The organism is Actinomadura litoris (assembly GCF_009733595.1).
Taxonomy (GTDB): domain Bacteria; phylum Actinomycetota; class Actinomycetes; order Streptosporangiales; family Streptosporangiaceae; genus Spirillospora; species Spirillospora litoris.
On record NZ_WOFH01000009.1, the window covers coordinates 258,507 to 275,457 of the forward strand.

General features: G+C 73.5%; 15 protein-coding genes. 7 read left to right on the plus strand and 8 right to left on the minus strand.

From position 1 onward, the window contains the following. Positions 1-8 precede the first annotated feature (8 nt). Positions 9-617: a DUF1707 SHOCT-like domain-containing protein gene (locus tag GNZ18_RS25350; protein ID WP_214620892.1), complete on the minus strand. Its 609-nt coding sequence runs from the start codon at positions 615-617 to the stop codon at positions 9-11. 83 nt (positions 618-700) lie between these two features. Here GNZ18_RS25350 and GNZ18_RS25355 point away from each other — a divergent pair, with 83 nt between their 5' ends. The 3 genes from GNZ18_RS25355 (at position 701) to GNZ18_RS25365 (ending at position 3,840) form a co-directional block, all read left to right on the plus strand. Beyond that, positions 701-1,702, plus strand: a complete 1,002-nt coding sequence (locus GNZ18_RS25355; protein ID WP_156219034.1) for an ABC transporter ATP-binding protein — start codon at positions 701-703, stop codon at positions 1,700-1,702. Then, positions 1,699-2,505 carry an ABC transporter permease gene (locus GNZ18_RS25360; RefSeq protein ID WP_156219035.1) on the plus strand — a complete coding sequence of 269 codons (807 nt, stop codon included), beginning with the start codon at positions 1,699-1,701 and terminating at the stop codon, positions 2,503-2,505. The genes GNZ18_RS25355 and GNZ18_RS25360 overlap by 4 nt, the downstream gene beginning before the upstream one ends. A 111-nt stretch (positions 2,506-2,616) precedes the next feature. Further along, on the plus strand, positions 2,617-3,840 hold the full coding sequence (locus GNZ18_RS25365) for an MFS transporter (RefSeq protein ID WP_156219036.1): 1,224 nt from the start codon (positions 2,617-2,619) through the stop codon (positions 3,838-3,840). Between the two features lie 36 nt (positions 3,841-3,876). Here GNZ18_RS25365 and GNZ18_RS25370 read toward each other — a convergent pair whose 3' ends face one another. Beyond that, positions 3,877-4,107: a hypothetical protein gene (locus GNZ18_RS25370; RefSeq protein WP_156219037.1), complete on the minus strand. Its 231-nt coding sequence runs from the start codon at positions 4,105-4,107 to the stop codon at positions 3,877-3,879. Between the two features lie 29 nt (positions 4,108-4,136). Continuing rightward, positions 4,137-5,570, minus strand: a complete 1,434-nt coding sequence (gene pdxR, locus GNZ18_RS25375; RefSeq protein WP_312874729.1) for a MocR-like pyridoxine biosynthesis transcription factor PdxR — start codon at positions 5,568-5,570, stop codon at positions 4,137-4,139. A gap of 115 nt (positions 5,571-5,685) precedes the next feature. On the opposite strand from pdxR, the gene GNZ18_RS25380 reads away from it, so the two are divergent. The 4 genes from GNZ18_RS25380 to GNZ18_RS25395 all read left to right on the plus strand — a co-directional run bounded on the left by GNZ18_RS25380 (position 5,686) and on the right by GNZ18_RS25395 (position 11,117). Next, positions 5,686-6,624, plus strand: a complete 939-nt coding sequence (locus tag GNZ18_RS25380) for a DMT family transporter (RefSeq protein ID WP_156219038.1) — start codon at positions 5,686-5,688, stop codon at positions 6,622-6,624. After that, positions 6,624-8,267: a fumarate hydratase gene (locus GNZ18_RS25385; protein ID WP_156219039.1), complete on the plus strand. Its 1,644-nt coding sequence runs from the start codon at positions 6,624-6,626 to the stop codon at positions 8,265-8,267. The genes GNZ18_RS25380 and GNZ18_RS25385 overlap by 1 nt, the downstream gene beginning before the upstream one ends. A gap of 101 nt (positions 8,268-8,368) precedes the next feature. Continuing rightward, positions 8,369-9,631: a serine/threonine-protein kinase gene (locus GNZ18_RS25390; RefSeq protein ID WP_156219040.1), complete on the plus strand. Its 1,263-nt coding sequence runs from the start codon at positions 8,369-8,371 to the stop codon at positions 9,629-9,631. Positions 9,632-9,716: 85 nt separating this feature from the next. Next, positions 9,717-11,117 carry a class II fumarate hydratase gene (locus tag GNZ18_RS25395; RefSeq protein ID WP_156219041.1) on the plus strand — a complete coding sequence of 467 codons (1,401 nt, stop codon included), beginning with the start codon at positions 9,717-9,719 and terminating at the stop codon, positions 11,115-11,117. Positions 11,118-11,175: 58 nt separating this feature from the next. On the opposite strand, the gene GNZ18_RS41495 is transcribed toward GNZ18_RS25395, so the two are convergent. The 5 genes from GNZ18_RS41495 to GNZ18_RS25420 all read right to left on the minus strand — a co-directional run bounded on the left by GNZ18_RS41495 (position 11,176) and on the right by GNZ18_RS25420 (position 16,905). Beyond that, complete coding sequence (locus GNZ18_RS41495) at positions 11,176-12,069, minus strand: aggregation-promoting factor C-terminal-like domain-containing protein (protein ID WP_216651442.1); 894 nt, start codon at positions 12,067-12,069, stop codon at positions 11,176-11,178. Between the two features lie 524 nt (positions 12,070-12,593). Continuing rightward, positions 12,594-13,946, minus strand: a complete 1,353-nt coding sequence (gene phoH2 / locus GNZ18_RS25405) for an RNA 5'-3' helicase PhoH2 (RefSeq protein WP_214620886.1) — start codon at positions 13,944-13,946, stop codon at positions 12,594-12,596. 126 nt (positions 13,947-14,072) lie between these two features. Beyond that, on the minus strand, positions 14,073-14,948 hold the full coding sequence (locus GNZ18_RS25410) for an isoprenyl transferase (protein WP_281378117.1): 876 nt from the start codon (positions 14,946-14,948) through the stop codon (positions 14,073-14,075). A 163-nt stretch (positions 14,949-15,111) separates the two neighbouring features. Next, positions 15,112-15,633: an ATP-binding transcription factor AbmR gene (gene abmR, locus GNZ18_RS25415; protein ID WP_156219042.1), complete on the minus strand. Its 522-nt coding sequence runs from the start codon at positions 15,631-15,633 to the stop codon at positions 15,112-15,114. A 96-nt stretch (positions 15,634-15,729) separates the two neighbouring features. Continuing rightward, positions 15,730-16,905: a C40 family peptidase gene (locus GNZ18_RS25420; protein WP_214620884.1), complete on the minus strand. Its 1,176-nt coding sequence runs from the start codon at positions 16,903-16,905 to the stop codon at positions 15,730-15,732. Positions 16,906-16,951: the final 46 nt, after the last annotated feature.

Sequence of the window (16,951 nt, forward strand, 5' to 3'; positions counted from 1 at the left end):
CGGCCGGGTCAGCGGCGGCCGAGCCGCCCGCGGACGCGGTCGCGCAGCGAGCGCCGCGGCGCCCGCGCCCGCACCGACGTGCAGATCAGCGTGCCGCCGACCTCGATCGTCGGGCCGTCGGCGCCGGGCCGGGTGCGCAGCTCGCGGGTGCTGAGGACGGAGCGCCCCGTCACCTCCACGCGGACGCCCTCGGGCACCAGCAGCCGGATCCGCCCGCCGAGCACGGTCGCGTCCAGCACGATGTGGCGCCGCTGCAGGACGGCCTCGCGCAGGTCCAGCTCGACGGTGCCGAACAGGGCGAGCAGCGGTAGCCGGACGGGCACGACCCAGCGCCCCTCGCGCCGCGTCCGGCCGAAGAACACGGTGAGCGGGCGGTCGTCCACGAGGATCGGCTGGGCCTCCTCGGGGCCGAGGTCGCCGGTCAGCCCGGTCAGGTCGCCCAGCGTCCGGGCCTCGTAGACGCGGGAGGCGCGGTCGGCGTGCTCCTCGATGCTCAGCCGCCCGTCGGCGAGGGCCTCGGCGAGCACGGCGGCGACGCGCTCCCGGTCGGCGTCGGAGGCGCGCAGGTCGCGGACGCGCGTCGCCTGTTCGGCGGCCGGACGCCGGGGAATCTCCACGTCTAGAGGGTAACGTCCGGGCGATGGTGTTCCGCGAGAAAAATCGCTGGGGTTCGGCCTGCCCCTCTACCTAGGGTGACGGGATGACGGTGCAACGGTCCGATCCGGAGGGTGGGGACGGTCGTCCCCCCGCGAGAGTCCAGACCCGCGTCGCGGCCGCCGGGGACGGTGGGGCCGCACCGGCGGCGGTCAGCCTCCGGGGCGTCGTCAAGCGCTTCGGCGACTTCACGGCGGTGGACGGCCTCGACCTCGACGTCCCCTCCGGCGTCTGCCTGGGGCTGCTCGGCCCGAACGGCGCCGGGAAGTCGACGACGATGAAGCTGCTGACCGCGCAGGCCGTCCCCACCGAGGGAACGATCCACGTGCTCGGCTTCCCGGTCCCGCGCGAGTCCAAGCGCGCGCGGGCGGCGATGGGGGTCGTCCCCCAGCAGGACAACCTCGACGAGGAGCTGACCGCCCGCGAGAACCTGGAGGTGTTCGCGCACCTGTACCGGGTGCCGCGCGGGAAGCGGCGGCAGGCGGTCGACGACGCGCTGGCGCTGGCGCACCTCACCGAGCGGCAGCTCACGAAGGTCGACGACCTGTCCGGCGGGATGCGCCGGCGGCTGCTGATCGCGCGCGGCCTCGTGCACCGCCCGGCCCTGGTCCTGCTGGACGAGCCGACCGTCGGCCTGGACCCGCAGGTCCGCGCCGAGCTGTGGGGGCTGATCGACGGGCTGCGCGCCGCCGGCACGACCGTCCTGATGTCGACGCACTACATCGAGGAGGCCGAGCGGCTCGCCGACGAGTGCGCGCTGATGTCGCACGGCAGGGTGATCGCGCGCGGGACGCCCGCGAGCCTCGTCGCCGAGCACGCGGGCGAGCTGGTGGTGGAGCACTACGGCCCGCCCGAGCGGCTCTCCGACGTCGAGCGGCTGGCCCGCGGCGCGGGGCTGCCCACCCGCCGCACCGGGCCCTCGGTGTCGGTGCTGCGGGCCGAGACGATCCCGCCGTCGCTGGACGAGGCGCTCGGCCCCGACGGGGTCCGCCGTGCGTCCAGCCTGGAGGACGTGTTCGTGGTGCTGACCGGGGAGCGTGTGGAATGACCGCGCAGGCGGAGCGGGCGGCGCGGGCCCCGCGCCTCAGGCGGTTCGAGATGGCGCCGATCAAGGGCGTGTGGCGGCACGAGCTGGCCCTCTACAAGCGCTACTGGAAGTCGCAGTCGTTCGCCTCGATCGTCGAGCCGACGTTCTTCCTGCTGGCCTTCGGCTACGGGTTCGGCTCGATGGTCGCGGCGATCGGGGACTACCGCTACCTCGACTTCGTCGCGACCGGCGTGGTCGGGACGGCGGCGCTGTTCACCTCGATCTTCCCGGGGATGTTCAACAGCTACATCCGGCGGGTGTTCCAGCACACCTACTCCGGCATGCTGGCCGCGCCGGTGGACGTGCACGAGCTGGTGACGGCCGAGGCGCTGTGGATCGCGGCGAAGTCGGCGGTGTACTCGTGCTCGCCGCTGGTCGTGGCGCTGTGCTTCGGCCTGGACCCCTCCTTCGGCATGCTGCTGGTGCCGGTCGTCGCGTTCTTCACCGCGCTCGGGTTCGGCCTGTTCGGGATGTGGACCTCGGCGGTCGTCCCCTCGATCAACTCCTTCGACTACGTGATCACCGGGGTGGTGACGCCGCTGTTCCTGATCGCCGGGACGTTCTTCCCCATCGGCACGCTGCCCGGCTGGGTCGGGTTCGCGGCGCACCTCAACCCGCTGTACCACTGCGTGGAGCTGGTGCGGCACGCGGTCTTCGGGCTGCGCCCGCCGGCCGATCTCGGCCATCTGGGCGCGCTGGTGCTGTTCGCCGCGCTGATGTGGATCATCGCCGTCCGGGGGATGCGCCGCCGCCTCATCGACTGAGGCCCCGCCGGCCGATTGACCCCGGCCGCCACCTGTCCCTACTCTGACGCGAACTTTCTTCACATTTCGCGGCGGGACGCGGCGGGAAGCGGCGCGGAGAGGTCGGGCGGCATGGGCCAGAGCATCACCGCGCGGGACCGGCGGGCCCGGTCCGCCGCGTACGCGGCGTTCGCCGTCCAGGGGCTGTGCTTCGCCTCGCTGGTCACGCAGATCCCGCGGATCCAGAAGGCCCACCACCTCGGCGACGGGACGCTGTCGCTGGTGCTGCTGACGGTCCCGCTGGTCGCCGGGGTCGGCAGCGTCGTCTCGGGCGCGCTGTTCCAGCGGATCGGGAGCGCGCCGGTGCTGCGCGCGGCGCAGCCCGCCGTGGCGCTGACGATCGCGGTGATCGGCCTCACCGGCGACCACGACCTCCCGCTGTACGCGGCGGTCGCGCTGTTCGGCCTGTTCGTCGGCGCGGTGGACGCCTCGATGAACGCGCAGGGCGTCGCGGTCGAGCGCCGGTACGGGGTCAGCCTCATCACCGGCTGCTACGCCGTGTGGAGCCTCGCCGGGATCCTCGGCGGCCTGTGGTCGTCGCTGTCCAACCGGGTGGACCTCCCGCTCGGCACCGCCTTCGCGGTCGCGGCGGTCGCCGGCGCCGCGGCCTCGCTCGCCACCGGGCCGCGCCTGTACGGGCGGGAGGAGGAGGGCTGCGGGCCGTCCGCGCGGGAGCTGCGGGCGGCCGGGCGCCGCGTCCCGTGGCGCCCGATCCTGGTGGTGGGCGCGGCGATGGCCGTCGCCTACCTCGCCGACGCGGCGATCTCCTCCTACGGCGCCAAGTACCTGGACGACGAGCTGTCCGGCTCCGACTGGGTCGCGCCGCTCGGCTACGTCGGCTACCAGGTCGCGATGGTCGCGAGCCGGGCGGTGGCGGACCTCGCCGTCCGCCGCTCGGGCCCGGTGCGGGTGGTGCGGCTCGGCGGCGCCGTCGGCCTCGCCGGCATGGCCGGGGTGGTGGCGGCGCCGAACGCGGCCCTCGCGATCGCGGCGTTCGCGGTCGCCGGGCTCGGCCTCAGCGTGATCGCGCCGGTCGCCTTCTCCGCCGCCGGACGGGTCGACCCCACCGGGCTCGGCGTGGCGGTCGCCCGCGTCAACATCTTCAACTACGTCGGGTTCGTGCTCGGCGCGGCGGTCGTCGGCGCGATCGCGCCGGTCAGCGCGGAGCACGGGCTGCGGATGGCGTTCGCCGTCCCGGCGGCGCTGGTCCTGGTCGTGTTCGTCACCGCGCGGGGCTTCGACCCCGCGCCCGCCGGTGGCGGCGCCCGGCCGGGCGCCGCCACCGCGGACCTCTGACGGACCTCGCCCCTCCGCCCTACCGCGCCGGGGAGGTCAGGCGTCCTCCAGCGCGGTGATGGCACGTTCCCCCTCGACCTGCGCCTGTTCGGGCGTGAGGTCCTTCAACGCCTGGGTCAGCGCGACCTCGGCGGCGTCGGCGGCGGCGCGGAGGGTGACGGCGTGCTCCTGCGCCCGGTCGAGTTCGCCGAGCCCGACGCAGTCGAAGGCCACCTGCGCGTCGTGGCCGGCCATCTTGAGCTGCCGCGCGGCCTCTTCCAGACTCATCCATACCTCCTACACCGGGGACCGTGTTCCTACCCGCGAGCCTCCCTGGCAACCGCGTGCCCCAGCAGTTCCGCCGCCTTGACCAGCCGGGGCTCGCTCTGCCTGGCGTAACCGAGGACGAGCGCGGGCGCGGCGCGTCCGGCGCGCGCGGGCGACCACATCTGGCGGGCGCCCGCGACGGCGACGCCGGCGCGCCCGGCGGCGGCCGCCACCCGCTCCTCGTCGCATCCGGGGGGAAGCTCCACGTACAGGTGGATGCCCGCTGAGACGCCCTGAACCATCGCGCCGGGCACGTGGTCGCGGAGCGCGCCCGCCAGCGCGTCCCGCCGGGCCCGGTACCTGCGCCGCATCGTGCGCAGATGCCGGTCGTAGCCGCCGCCCCTGATGAACTCGGCGAGCGCGTACTGCTCCAGGACGGGCGCGCCGAGGTCGGTGTGGGCGCGGTGCGCGCGCAGCCGCTCGGCCAGGACGGGCGGCGCCACGGCCCAGCCGAGCCGGAGCGCGGGCGCGAGCGACTTGCTCACCGAGCCGAGCAGCACGACCCGGTCGGGGTCGACGCCCTGGAGGCAGCCGACCGGCTCGCGGTCGTAGCGGAACTCGGCGTCGTAGTCGTCCTCGATGATCAGGCCGTTCACCGCGCGGGCCCAGGCGATCAGCGCGGCGCGGCGCCGCGCCGACAGCACCACGCCGGTCGGGTACTGGTGCGCGGGCGTGACCAGCACCGCGCGGGCCCCGGTGCGGGCCAGGTCGTCGACGCTCAGGCCCTCGGGGTCCACCGGGACGCGGGCGACGCGGATGCCCGCCTCCAGCATCGGCAGCTGCCGCACGCTCGTCGGGTCCTCCACCGCGAGCACCGTGTGCCCGTCCGCCCGCAGCAGGCTCACCAGCGCCGACAGCCCGTGCGCGACCCCGTTCATGATCACCGCGCGGGTCGGGTCGGCGTGCGCGGCGCGGACCCGCGAGAGGTAGGCGGCCAGCTCGGCGCGCAGCGCGGCGACGCCGCCGGGATCGGGGTAGGTGAGGGCGTCGCTCGGCAGCGTGCGCAGCGCGGCGCGGGCGGCGGCCAGCCAGCGGTCGCGGGGGAAGGACGCGAGGTCGGGGTGGCCCGGCAGCAGGTCGTAGGGGCGGGCGCCCTCGGCACCGGCGGCGGCGCCGGCCTGCGGCGCGTCGGCGCGGGAGGGCTCGGGGGACGCCGCGCCCGGCGGCTCGTCGGGGCGGGCCAGCGGCGCGATCCGGGTCCCGTCACCGCGCCGGGCCACGAGGAAGCCCTCGGCGGTGAGCTGTTCGTAGGCGGCGACGACGACGCCCCGGGAGACGTCCATGTCGCGGGCCAGGTCGCGGCTCGACGGCAGCCGGGTCCCCGCCGTGAGCCGGCCGGATCGGACGGCCGCCCGGAAGCCCGCGGCGATCTGCGCCGACAGCCGTCCGGCGGCCCGGTCGAGGGGGAGATGAAGGTCGGTCACATCACGTTCAGCGTCCGAGGGGACGTGGCGTGTCACGGCCCGGAGTTTTGGTCCAGGACACAGTGCGGCGATTGGCCCTGTTTCACAGACCAAACACGCCATAACGTGCCATGTCATGAACCTGAACTCCAGCCGCCGCGGCATGGCGGGCGCCGGGACCGCGATGTTCCTCGTCGGCTCGCTGGCGGCCGTGTCCGCGACGATCTCCGACTACCCGGTGTTCGGCGGGCAGGCCGTCCGGTACGCGGTCGCCGCGCTGATCCTGCTGCTGGTCGTCCGCCTGGACCGCACCCCCGCCCGGTGGCCCAGGCCGCGCGAGTGGGCGCTGCTGGCGGCGCTCGCCGCGACGGGCCTCGCCGCGTTCAACGTGTGCATCGTGTTCGCTACCCGCGACACCAGCCCGGCCACGATCGGGACGGTGATCGCGACGGTCCCGATCGTGCTGGCGGTGGTGGGGCCGCTGATGGAGCGGCGCCGCCCGACCCTGCCGGTCGTGCTGTCGGCGTGCGTGGTCGCGGCCGGGGCGGGGCTCGCGAGCGGCCTGGGCGGCGCGAGCGCGCAGGGGCTGCTGCTCTCGCTCGGCGCGCTCGGCGGCGAGGTGTGCTTCTCGCTGCTGGCCGTCCCGCTGCTGCCGAGGCTCGGGCCGCTGCGGGTGTCGGCCTACTCGGCGGGCCTCGCGGCGCCGATGCTGCTCGCGGTCGGCCTGGTGCGCGACGGCGGCGCCGTCCTGCGCGTCCCCACCGGCCCGGAGCTCGCGGGCCTGGGCTACCTCTCGGTGATCGTCACGACGATCGCGTTCCTGCTCTGGTACGACGCGCTCGGCCGCCTCGGCCCCGACCGCGCGGGCCTGTTCGCCGGGGCCATCCCGGTCAGCGCCGTGATCGCGACCGTGGCGCTCGGCCTGGACACCCCGGGCCCGGCCGACCTCGGCGGGGCCGCGCTCGTGGCGGCGGGGGTCGTCGTCGGCCTGCGCGCCCGGGTCGTACCCTGTGAGGCGGCCCCCATCGAGCCCCCTGGGACGGCCCCCATCGAGTTCGCGCGAGGTTCTGCCTGATGCCTGAGTTCTCCTACACCGACCTGCTGCCGCTCGGCCCCGACGACACCGACTACCGGCTCCTCACCTCCGAGGGCGTGTCGCGGTTCGAGGCGGGCGGGCGGACGTTCCTGCAGGTCGAGCCGGAGGCGCTGCGGCTGCTCACCGAGACCGCGATGCGCGACATCGCGCACCTGCTGCGCCCCGCGCACCTGGCGCAGCTCCGCCGGATCCTGGACGACCCCGAGGCCTCCCCCAACGACCGGTTCGTCGCGCTGGACCTGCTGAAGAACGCGGGCATCGCCTCCGGCGGCGTCCTGCCCATGTGCCAGGACACCGGCACCGCGATCGTGATGGGCAAGCGCGGCCAGCACGTCCTCACCGACGGGCGCGACGAGGAGCACATCTCCCGGGGCGTCTACGACGCGTACACGAAGCTGAACCTGCGCTACTCCCAGATGGCGCCGGTGACGATGTGGGACGAGAAGAACACCGGCAGCAACCTGCCCGCGCAGATCGAGCTGTACGCGTCCCAGGGCGAGGCGTACAAGTTCCTGTTCATGGCCAAGGGCGGCGGCAGCGCCAACAAGTCGTTCCTCTACCAGGAGACCAAGGCCGTCCTGAATCCCAAGCGGATGATGACGTTCCTGGAGGAGAAGATCCGGTCGCTGGGGACGGCGGCGTGCCCGCCCTACCACCTGGCGATCGTCGTGGGCGGGACGTCCGCCGAGTACGCGCTCAAGACCGCCAAGTACGCCTCGGCGCACTACCTCGACACCGTCCCGAGCGAGGGCTCGCCGCTCGGCCACGGGTTCCGCGACCTGGAGCTGGAGCTCCAGGTGTTCGAGCTGACCCGGCGGCTCGGGATCGGCGCGCAGTTCGGCGGCAAGTACTTCTGCCACGACGTGCGGGTGATCCGGCTGCCCCGGCACGGCGCGTCCTGCCCGGTCGCGATCGCGGTGTCGTGCAGCGCCGACCGGCAGGCCCTCGCCAAGATCACGGCGGACGGCGTGTTCCTGGAGCGGCTGGAGACCGACCCCGCGCGGTACCTGCCCGACACGACCGACGAGCACCTCGACGACGAGGTGGTGCGGATCGACCTGAACCGTCCGATGAGCGAGATCCGCGCGGAGCTGACCCGGTACCCGGTGAAGACGCGGCTGTCGCTGACCGGCCCGCTGGTGGTGGCCCGCGACATCGCGCACGCCAAGATCAAGGAGCGGCTGGACGCGGGTGAGCCGATGCCGCGGTACCTGCGCGACCACGCCGTCTACTACGCGGGCCCGGCCAAGACGCCGGAGGGCTACGCGTCCGGCTCGTTCGGCCCGACCACGGCCGGGCGGATGGACTCCTACGTGGAGCAGTTCCAGGCGGCGGGCGGCTCGCTGGTCATGCTCGCCAAGGGCAACCGGTCCAAGCAGGTGACCGACGCGTGCGCCGCGCACGGCGGCTTCTACCTCGGCTCGATCGGCGGCCCCGCCGCGCGGCTCGCGCAGGACTGCATCCGCAAGGTCGAGGTCCTGGAGTACCCCGAGCTCGGCATGGAGGCCGTGTGGAAGATCGAAGTCGAGGACTTCCCGGCGTTCATCGTGGTCGACGACAAGGGCGAGGATTTTTTCGCCGACACCACCGGACCCGTCCTGTCCATCGGCCGGCGGGGCTGACTAGGGGATATAAGCCGCTAGATCATATTATTGGTCCGAAATCCAACTTGGTACGAAGGTCTCACCGATGACCGCACGGCCACTCCGGTATCTTTTCGGCCATGTCTCAGTCTGAGCGCCTCGTGCTCGCGACGCGCTACCGGCTGGTCTCGGAGCTGGGTCAGGGTGCCAACGGCACCGTGTGGAGAGGGCATGACGAACTCCTCGATCGCGCCGTCGCGATCAAGGAGCTGCGGCTCCCCGATGAACTCTCCGAGGACGACCGGGTGGTCTTCTACCGCCGTACCCTCCGCGAGGCGCGCGCCCCCGCCCAGCTGCGGACGCACAACATCGTCGAGGTGTACGACGTCGTCATCGAACAGGGCCGGCCCTGGATCGTGATGGAGATGATCGAGGCCCCCAACCTCGAACAGCTCATCGAGGGGTCGGGACCGCTCCCGCCCGCCCGCGTCGCGCACATCGGCCGCGCGCTGCTGGACGCGCTCGACATCGCGCACCGGGCCGGGATCGTGCACCGCGACCTCAAGCCCAGCAACGTGCTGCTGGACGGAGACCGGGTCGTGCTCACCGACTTCGGCCTGGCGTTCTCCTCGGGCTCGGCCAGCCTGACCAAGACGGGGCACTTCATGGGGTCCCCCGCCTACGTGGCGCCGGAGGTCGCCGCCGGGGAGAAGGCCACCCCCCGCTCGGACCTGTGGTCCCTCGGCGCGACCCTGTACGCGGCGCTGGAGGGGCGCCCGCCCTTCGAGCGGCACAACGTGATGGCGACGCTCAGCGCGCTCGCGAACGAGTCGATCCCGGCGCCGCAGCACGCGGGCGCGCTCGCACCGGTCATCACCGGGCTGCTGGAGAAGAACCCCACCCGCCGCCTCAGCCACGCCCGCGCCGCCGACCGGCTGGAGCGCGCGCTCACCGGCCCCCGCCGGGCCCGCCGCGCGGAGACGCCCCGCTACCGGGTCATGGTCGTGATCGGGCTGATCGGCGCCACCGTCGCCTCCTGCGGCATCGGCGCCACCGCGCTCATCGTCGGGATGACGAAGAACTCCGGCTCCTCCCCCGCCCCGCCCGCCTCCGATCCGCCCGCGCCGGGCGTCCCGGCGGGCGTCGCCTCCAGCACGCTCGCGGTCCGGGCCCGCAACGCCACCTGCAAGATCTTCGTGTCGGTGCCCGGCGGCGTGAGCACCGTCCTCACCGACGCGACGCTCGTGGAGGGCGAGGTCCGCAAGTACGACCAGCCGCGGCTCAACGCCGTCATCTACGACGCCTCCGCCTGCGACGTCTGGGTGAACGGGCGCCAGAAGCCCCTCGGTTCGCCCGGCGAGCGGAAAAGCTACAGCCTGAACAGGGCCGCGCCCGGCGACTGACCCGCGCGGGCCCGGGAATGCGCGGGGCCCGCGCATGGCTGCCACCGGTGAGGACATGACGTCGGTGTCGGAGGTGGCTTGTCAGATGACCGAGCAGGAGTTCCGGGTGGAGCACGACTCCATGGGCGAGGTCCGGGTGCCGGCCGCGGCGAAGTGGCGCGCCCAGACCCAGCGCGCGGTGGAGAACTTCCCGATCTCGGGCCGGACGCTGGAGCCCGCGCACATCGCCGCGCTCGGCCAGATCAAGGCCGCCGCGGCGGCCGTCAACGCCGAGTTGGGCGTCCTCGACGCGGATGTGGCGGAGGCGATCCGCGAGGCGGCGCTGGAGGTCGCCGCCGGACGCTGGGACGACCAGTTCCCCATCGACGTGTTCCAGACCGGGTCGGGCACCTCGTCCAACATGAACGCCAACGAGGTCGTCGCGACGCTCGCGCAGGAGCGGCTCGGCCGTCCCGTGCACCCCAACGACCACGTGAACGCCTCTCAGTCGTCCAACGACGTGTTCCCGTCCTCGATCCACGTCGCGGCCACCGGGGCCGTCCTGAACGATCTCGTGCCCGCGCTGGCGCACCTGGAGGCGGCGCTCGCCCGCAAGGCCGAGGAGTTCGCGACCGTCGTGAAGTCCGGGCGCACCCATCTCATGGACGCGACGCCCGTCACGCTCGGCCAGGAGTTCGGCGGCTACGCCGCGCAGGTGCGGTACGGGGTGGAGCGGCTGGAGGCCGTCCTGCCGCGGCTCGCGGAGCTGCCGCTCGGCGGCACGGCGGTCGGCACCGGCATCAACACCCCGGAGGGCTTCGGCGGGCGCGTCACCGCCGAGATCGCCCGCGTCACCGGCCTGCCGCTGACCGAGGCGCGCGACCACTTCGAGGCGCAGGGCGCGCGGGACGGCCTGGTGGAGGCGAGCGGCGCGCTCCGCACGGTCGCGGTCGGCCTCAACAAGATCGCCAACGATCTGCGCTGGATGGGCTCGGGACCGCGCGCCGGGCTCGCCGAGATCGCGCTGCCCGACCTGCAGCCCGGCTCCTCGATCATGCCGGGGAAGGTGAACCCGGTGATCCCCGAGGCGGTCACGCAGGTCGCCGCGCAGGTCATCGGCAACGACGCGGCGGTCGCGTTCGGCGGCGCGGCGGGCAGCTTCGAGCTGAACGTGATGCTGCCGATGCTGGCGCGCAACGTGCTGGAGTCGGTCGCGCTGCTGGCGAGCGTGTCGCGGCTGCTCGCGGACCGCTGCGTGGACGGGATCGAGGCGAACGTCGGGCGGCTGCGCGAGTACGCCGAGTCGTCGCCGTCGATCGTGACGCCGCTCAACCGCTACATCGGCTACGAGGAGGCGGCGAAGGTCGCCAAGCAGGCGCTCGCCGAGCGCAGGACGATCCGGGAGGTCGTGCTGGAGCGCGGCTACGTCGAGGACGGGAAGCTGACCGTCGAGCAGTTGGACGAGGCGCTCGACGTCCTGCGCATGACGAACGCGTCACGCGGCTGACACGGCGGGTGGTACGGCCGGCGTCCGGCGCCCGCTCCGGGCGCCGGACGACCTGTGATCAGTACCAGCCGACGGACTCGGAGTGGTTCCAGGCCGAGCACGGGCTGCCGTAGCGGCCCTTGATGTAGCCGAGGCCCCACTTGATCTGCGTGGTGGCGTTGTTCTGCCAGTTGGGCCCGGCGCTGGCCATCTTGGAGCCGGGCAGCGCCTGCGGGATCCCGTACGCGCCGGAGGTGGGGTTGTTCGCGTGGGTGTTCCAGTGGCTTTCCTTGTTCCACAGGTCCACCAGGCAGCCGAACTGGCCGGCCTTCCTGAACGCGGGGCCGTAGCCCCCCATCAGACCTTTGGCGAGCTCCTGCGCCTCGCCCGCCGGGACGGGGTCGCCGGTCGGACCGCCGTTGCCGTTGCCGTTGCCGCCGTCGTCGCCCTTCTCCTTCTCGGGCGTCTTGGTGGGGATCGGCTCGCCCTTGGGCTGGAGGGAGGGGCCCTTGCCGTCCTCGTCGCGGACGGCGCGGGAGGCGCGGTCGAGCGCCTGCTTGCGCCGCTTCTCCTCCATGACCTTGGGGTCGATCTTGGGGGCCGCCGCGTCCGCGAGCGGCGTGGAGGCGACCGTGGCCTTGTCCGCGGTACCGCCGTCGCCGCCGGTCAGCGCGAGCGCGGCGACCGCGCCGCCGCCGACCACGACCGCGGCGCCCGCGACGACCGCCGCGATCCGCACGCCGTTGCGGCGGCCGGTGCCCTCGGAGGGCTTCCGGGGGCGCCCGGAGGAGCCCCGCCTGCCCTTGGGACCGGACGGTCCGGGCATCCGCGCGCCGGAGACGATCTCGTCGGCCCCCTCGGGGCCGGTCGGACCGGTCGGGCCGGTGGGACCGGTGGGGACGCCGGGGCCGACGGCCTGGAAGCCGAGCGTGTCGCCCGCCGGGGCGCTCGGCGCGGCCGGGGAGCCGGCCACCCGCACGTCGTCCTCGTGCGGCGCGCCCGCCGGGGGCTGCTGGGGGTCGAAGCTCTGTCGATCGTCTCGCCTAGGGGACCCGGGGCGGTCTCCGTACAAGGCGGCCCTTCCGACGGTCGCACGCGTATGGACGCGCGCGCGAACTGTTTCCACCCCGGCCCGCCGGCCGCCTGGCGGCGGCCCCGGGCCGAGACCGGCGCCGTGTCCGTTCGCGCGTGACTCAGGGGGCGCGCTGCGGTCGGGCACCGTTCGGGGGGTGCTTACGACAGGACACAATGCCCGAGCACGAGGGCTGCTCCGCAACCGAAACGAGATAAGTGGGAGCGCCGGGACCGTTGTCAACTCGGCGTGAACGGCGCCGAAACGTCCTGGAGAGCTGGGGATCCACCTTCACACCGGCATGGGTGTGATGTTCCTCACAGGCCAACGCAGCGGCGGCGGGCGATCACCGTCCGTAGATCATCGGCGGCCGTGACCCGGCGGCGCCTCCATGCGGAGGCGCCGCCGGGCACACGGGCGGGGCGTCAGGCGCCGACGTCGCCGAGCATGTCGGTCACCAGCGCCGCGATCGGCGAGCGCTCCGACCGGGTCAGCGTCACGTGCGCGAACAGCGGATGCCCCTTCAGCTTCTCCACCACCGCCGCGACGCCGTCGTGCCGGCCGACCCGCAGGTTGTCGCGCTGCGCCACGTCGTGGGTGAGCACGACCCGCGAGCCCGCGCCGATGCGCGACAGCACGGTCAGCAGCACCCCGCGCTCCAGCGACTGCGCCTCGTCCACGATCACGAACGCGTCGTGCAGCGAGCGGCCCCGGATGTGGGTGAGCGGCAGGACCTCCAACATGCCACGGTCCAAAACCTCGTCGATGACCTCCGGCGTCGTCACCGCCGACAGCGTGTCGTAGACGGCCTGCGCCCAGGGCGACATCTTCTCGTTCTCCGACCCCGGCAGGTAGCCGAGCTCCTGCCCGCCGACCGCGTACAGGGGCCGGAACACCACGACCTTGCGGTGCCGGTGCCGCTCCATCACCGCCTCCAGGCCCGCGCACAGCGCGAGCGCGGACTTGCCGGTGCCGGCCCGGCCGCCGAGCGAGACGATGCCGACGTCCTCGTCCATCAGCAGGTCCAGCGCGATCCGCTGCTCGGCGGAGCGGCCGCGCAGCCCGAACACCTCCCGGTCGCCGCGCACCAGCCGCACCGACTTGTCCGCCTGGGTGCGGGCGAGCGCCGAGCCGCGCTCCGACAGCAGCCGCAGCCCCGTGTGGCAGGGCAGGTCGCGCGCCTCGTCGATCTCGGCGCGGCCGCTCTCGTACAGCTCCTCGATCAGGCCGCCGCCGATCTCCAGCTCGCGCATCCCGGTCCAGCCGGACTCGACCACGGCCAGCTCGGCCCGGTACTCCTCGGCGGCCAGGCCGACGGCCGACGCCTTGACCCGCATCGGCAGGTCCTTGGAGACCAGCACGACGTCGCGTCCCTCGTGGGCCAGCCAGCCCGCGACGGACAGGATCCGGGTGTCGTTGTCGCCGAGCCGGAAGCCGTCCGGCAGGACCGACGGGTCGATGTGGTTGAGCTCGACGCGCAGCGTGCCGCCCTGGTCGCCGAGCGGGAGCGCCTCGTCCAGCCGCCCGTGCTCCAGCCGCAGGTCGTCCAGCACGCGCAGGGCCTGCCGGGCGAAGTAGCCGAGCTCCGGGTGGTGCCGCTTGGCCTCCAGCTCGGAGATGACGACGATGGGGAGTACGACCTCGTGCTCGGCGAACCGGGTCATCGCCCCCGGGTCGGCGAGCAGGACGCTGGTGTCGAGGACGTACGTGCGCCGGTCCGGGACGGGCGTCCCGGACGGGTTCCCGGACTCGGGACGGCGCGGGAGGGTTGTGGCCACTCGATCTCCCTGAGTAGGGGCGAACTACCGGTGGCGCGCCAGTCCACCCCCGAACGGCCCGCGCCCCGGATGGGGGACGGGCCTGGGGTGGTGATCAGTGCTGGGATGGTGACCGGTGACTGACCGTCAGGTACCGTAGCGCCGATGCCGCGCGGCGTAGGAGCGTATGGCCCGCAGGAAGTCGACCTTGCGGAAGTCCGGCCAGTGGACCTCGCAGAAGTAGAATTCCGAGTGGGCGCTCTGCCACAGCATGAAGCCGGAGAGCCGCTGCTCCCCCGAGGTGCGGATGACCAGGTCCGGATCCGGCTGGCCGCGCGTGTAGAGATGCTCCGCGATGTGCTCCACGTCGAGGACCTCGGCGAGTTCCTCGATGCTGGTGCCCCGGCTCGCCTGCTCGATGAGCAGAGAGCGCACCGCATCAGCGATCTCACGCCTACCTCCATACCCAACCGCGACGTTCACAATCAGGCCGGGTGCGTCCGATGTGGTCTCTCCCGCGTCTTTCAGGACACGGGCGGTCTTATCGGGCAGCAGGTCGAGGGCGCCGACGGGCTTGACGTGCCAGCCGTCGTCGGCGAGCTTGCGGACGGTGTTCTCGATGATCTCCAGGAGCGGGTCCAGCTCCCGCGCGGGCCGGGTCAGGTTGTCGGTGGACAGCAGCCACAGCGTGACGTGCTCGACCCCCGCCTCGGTGCTCCACTGGAGCAGCTCGGAGATCTTCTGCGCGCCGCGCTGGTGGCCGGTGTTGACGTCGGCCAGCCCCATCGAGCGGGCCCAGCGCCGGTTGCCGTCCAGGATGACGCCGATGTGGCGGGGGGTCACGTCGGTGGGCAGCGACGCCTCGACGCGGCGCTCGTACATCCGGTAGACCGCGTCGCGGACGGTCGCGTACGGGCCGCTGCGGCGGATCGCCGACGTGACGGCGCCGCCGTCCGAGGGGTTGCGGCGCACCCCTTCCCTCCGCGCGCCGCCGCGCGACATCCCGCTACGCCGAACCCCCATGCAGGCATCCCTTCGAGCGACGGTCCCTGGTGCGCGAACGCCGCTCAATTATGGCCTGACGGCGATACTTCTCCCACCGTTCCGGTGATATCAGGCTGACGCGCTGCGGGACGCCCGCGGCCGGATCCGGCCTGGCGGGCATCCGCGCGGGGTCGGGCGCCGGTCAGGGCTGGGGACCGGCGGCGCGGGCCCGCTCCACGTACTGGAGAGCCGTCCTCAGCTCGGAGAGCCACTCGTCGGTGTTCTTGCCCACCAGGCGCACGCACCAGGCGAGGGCGTCGCTGCGGCTGCGCGCCACACCGGCGTCCACGAGCGTGTCCAGGACGCGGCGCTCAGGCTGCCGCAGCCGGGTCATGACCGGCACCGACAGCGTCGTGAACATCTCCCGCTGGTCGCCGCAGTCGGCGCCCCAGGAGACCTTGTGGCCGAAGCGGTGCTCGGCCTCGCGGGCGATCGCGATGCGCTTGTCGCGGGTGTCCTCGCGGAAGCGCTGGATGTGCCCGGCGAACATCGCGGCCCGCTCGGTCTGCGAGACCTCGGCCGCGCCGTCGGGCTCGGGGAGGCGGCCGACGACGCTGACCTCCTCGCGGTCGAGCACGACCTCCAGCGGCCCTTCGAACCAGCCCTCGGGGAGCCGTCCGGAGAACCAGCCCCGCAACTGCTCCGCTGATTCGTTGGTAGTCATGTAATCAACATTACATCGCCATCGGCACAAGCGGCAGGGCCCGCGGACGATTGGAGTCGACCGTGGGCCGGAGAGGTGCTGCGGAGGCGGCGGGGGTCAGCCGGAGAGGCCGGCGACCGTCTTCGGGCTGACCCTGACGGCGCCGCGCATGTTGCGGGTGTAGACGTCCTGGACCTGGACGCGCAGGCCCGTCCTCGGCGCGGCGAGCATCTTGCCCTCGCCGAGGTAGAGGGCGATGTGGGAGATGTAGCCGGGCGCGGTCGGGTCGTTGGCCCAGATCAGCATGTCGCCCGGCTGGGCCTTGGCGTAGGGGATGACCCATCCCGCGCGCGCCTGGTCGGCGGCCACGCGGGGCAGCTTGATCCCGGCGCGGGCGAAGGCGTACTGCATCAGGCCCGAGCAGTCGTAGCCGCCCTCGGCCTCGGACTCGCCGCCCCACACGTACGGCCAGCCGATCCGCGTGTAGGCGGCGCGGATGACGGTGCGGACCTGGCTCGCGGTCATGACCTGGCCGCGCGCGGTCGGCACGTCCTCGTCGCCGCCCGCCTTCGGGTAGTCGATCTCGGGGTTGATCTCGACGGCCCTGGCGTCCTTGGGCAGCACCTTCTTCAGCCGCTTGATGAAGGCGGCGGGCTTGCCCTTGGGGACGCTGATCAGCATCGCGTTGCCGGTCGGCATGCCGAGCGACTGCGCGGTGGTGTGCGAGACCACGGCGTCCACGTCGCTGATGCCCATCGTCGCGTACGCGCCGACGCGCAGCTGCGCCGGGTGTTGGCGGCCCCCGGCGGGAACCTGGCTGCCGAGCCGGACGCCGCCGTCGTTGCCCATCGTGAAGGAGATCGCGACGTCGCCCGCGGCCACGTTCCGCCACAGCCCGTCGGACTGCGCGGTCGGCTTCGGCGTGTAGTTGCGGAACGTGGACGGCTCGACGCCGAGCAGCCCGACCCGCTTGCCCGCGACCATGCCCTGCACCGCGTCCACGACCTCGACGCCCTGGACGCCCTTCTCCGCGCGGACCTTGTCGACCACCTCGGCCGGGAGCGTGGACGGGGCGGCGACCAGCACGTGCGGGGTGAGCCGCTTGGACAGCGGCGCCACGGCCCGGGAGGAGAGCGAGGCCGACGCGGCGACGAACTGGGCCCGCTGGTCGCCCCGCAGCGGCGAGCCGCCATCGCCGTCGCGCACGACCAGCACGGCGCCGTTCACGCTGAGAGTGGTGAGTACGGAAACGCCGACGAGCGTGGGCAGGACCCGGCGGTTCGGCTTTCGCACAGCGACGCTCCCTCGTTGGTCGATGCCCGTTCTACCACGGCGGCAC

Excerpts from the sequence above, each read along its gene's own strand:
- GNZ18_RS25370 (WP_156219037.1), bottom strand. The coding sequence starts at position 4,107 with ATGAGTCTGGAAGAGGCCGCGCGGCAGCTCAAGATGGCCGGCCACGAC.
- GNZ18_RS25390 (WP_156219040.1), top strand. The coding sequence starts at position 8,369 with ATGTCTCAGTCTGAGCGCCTCGTGCTCGCGACGCGCTACCGGCTGGTC.
- GNZ18_RS25395 (WP_156219041.1), top strand. The coding sequence starts at position 9,717 with ATGACCGAGCAGGAGTTCCGGGTGGAGCACGACTCCATGGGCGAGGTC.
- GNZ18_RS25360 (WP_156219035.1), top strand. The coding sequence starts at position 1,699 with ATGACCGCGCAGGCGGAGCGGGCGGCGCGGGCCCCGCGCCTCAGGCGG.
- abmR (WP_156219042.1), bottom strand. The coding sequence starts at position 15,633 with ATGACTACCAACGAATCAGCGGAGCAGTTGCGGGGCTGGTTCTCCGGA.
- GNZ18_RS25365 (WP_156219036.1), top strand. The coding sequence starts at position 2,617 with ATGGGCCAGAGCATCACCGCGCGGGACCGGCGGGCCCGGTCCGCCGCG.
- GNZ18_RS25410 (WP_281378117.1), bottom strand. The coding sequence starts at position 14,948 with ATGGGGGTTCGGCGTAGCGGGATGTCGCGCGGCGGCGCGCGGAGGGAA.
- GNZ18_RS25355 (WP_156219034.1), top strand. The coding sequence starts at position 701 with ATGACGGTGCAACGGTCCGATCCGGAGGGTGGGGACGGTCGTCCCCCC.
- GNZ18_RS25385 (WP_156219039.1), top strand. The coding sequence starts at position 6,624 with ATGCCTGAGTTCTCCTACACCGACCTGCTGCCGCTCGGCCCCGACGAC.
- GNZ18_RS25380 (WP_156219038.1), top strand. The coding sequence starts at position 5,686 with ATGAACCTGAACTCCAGCCGCCGCGGCATGGCGGGCGCCGGGACCGCG.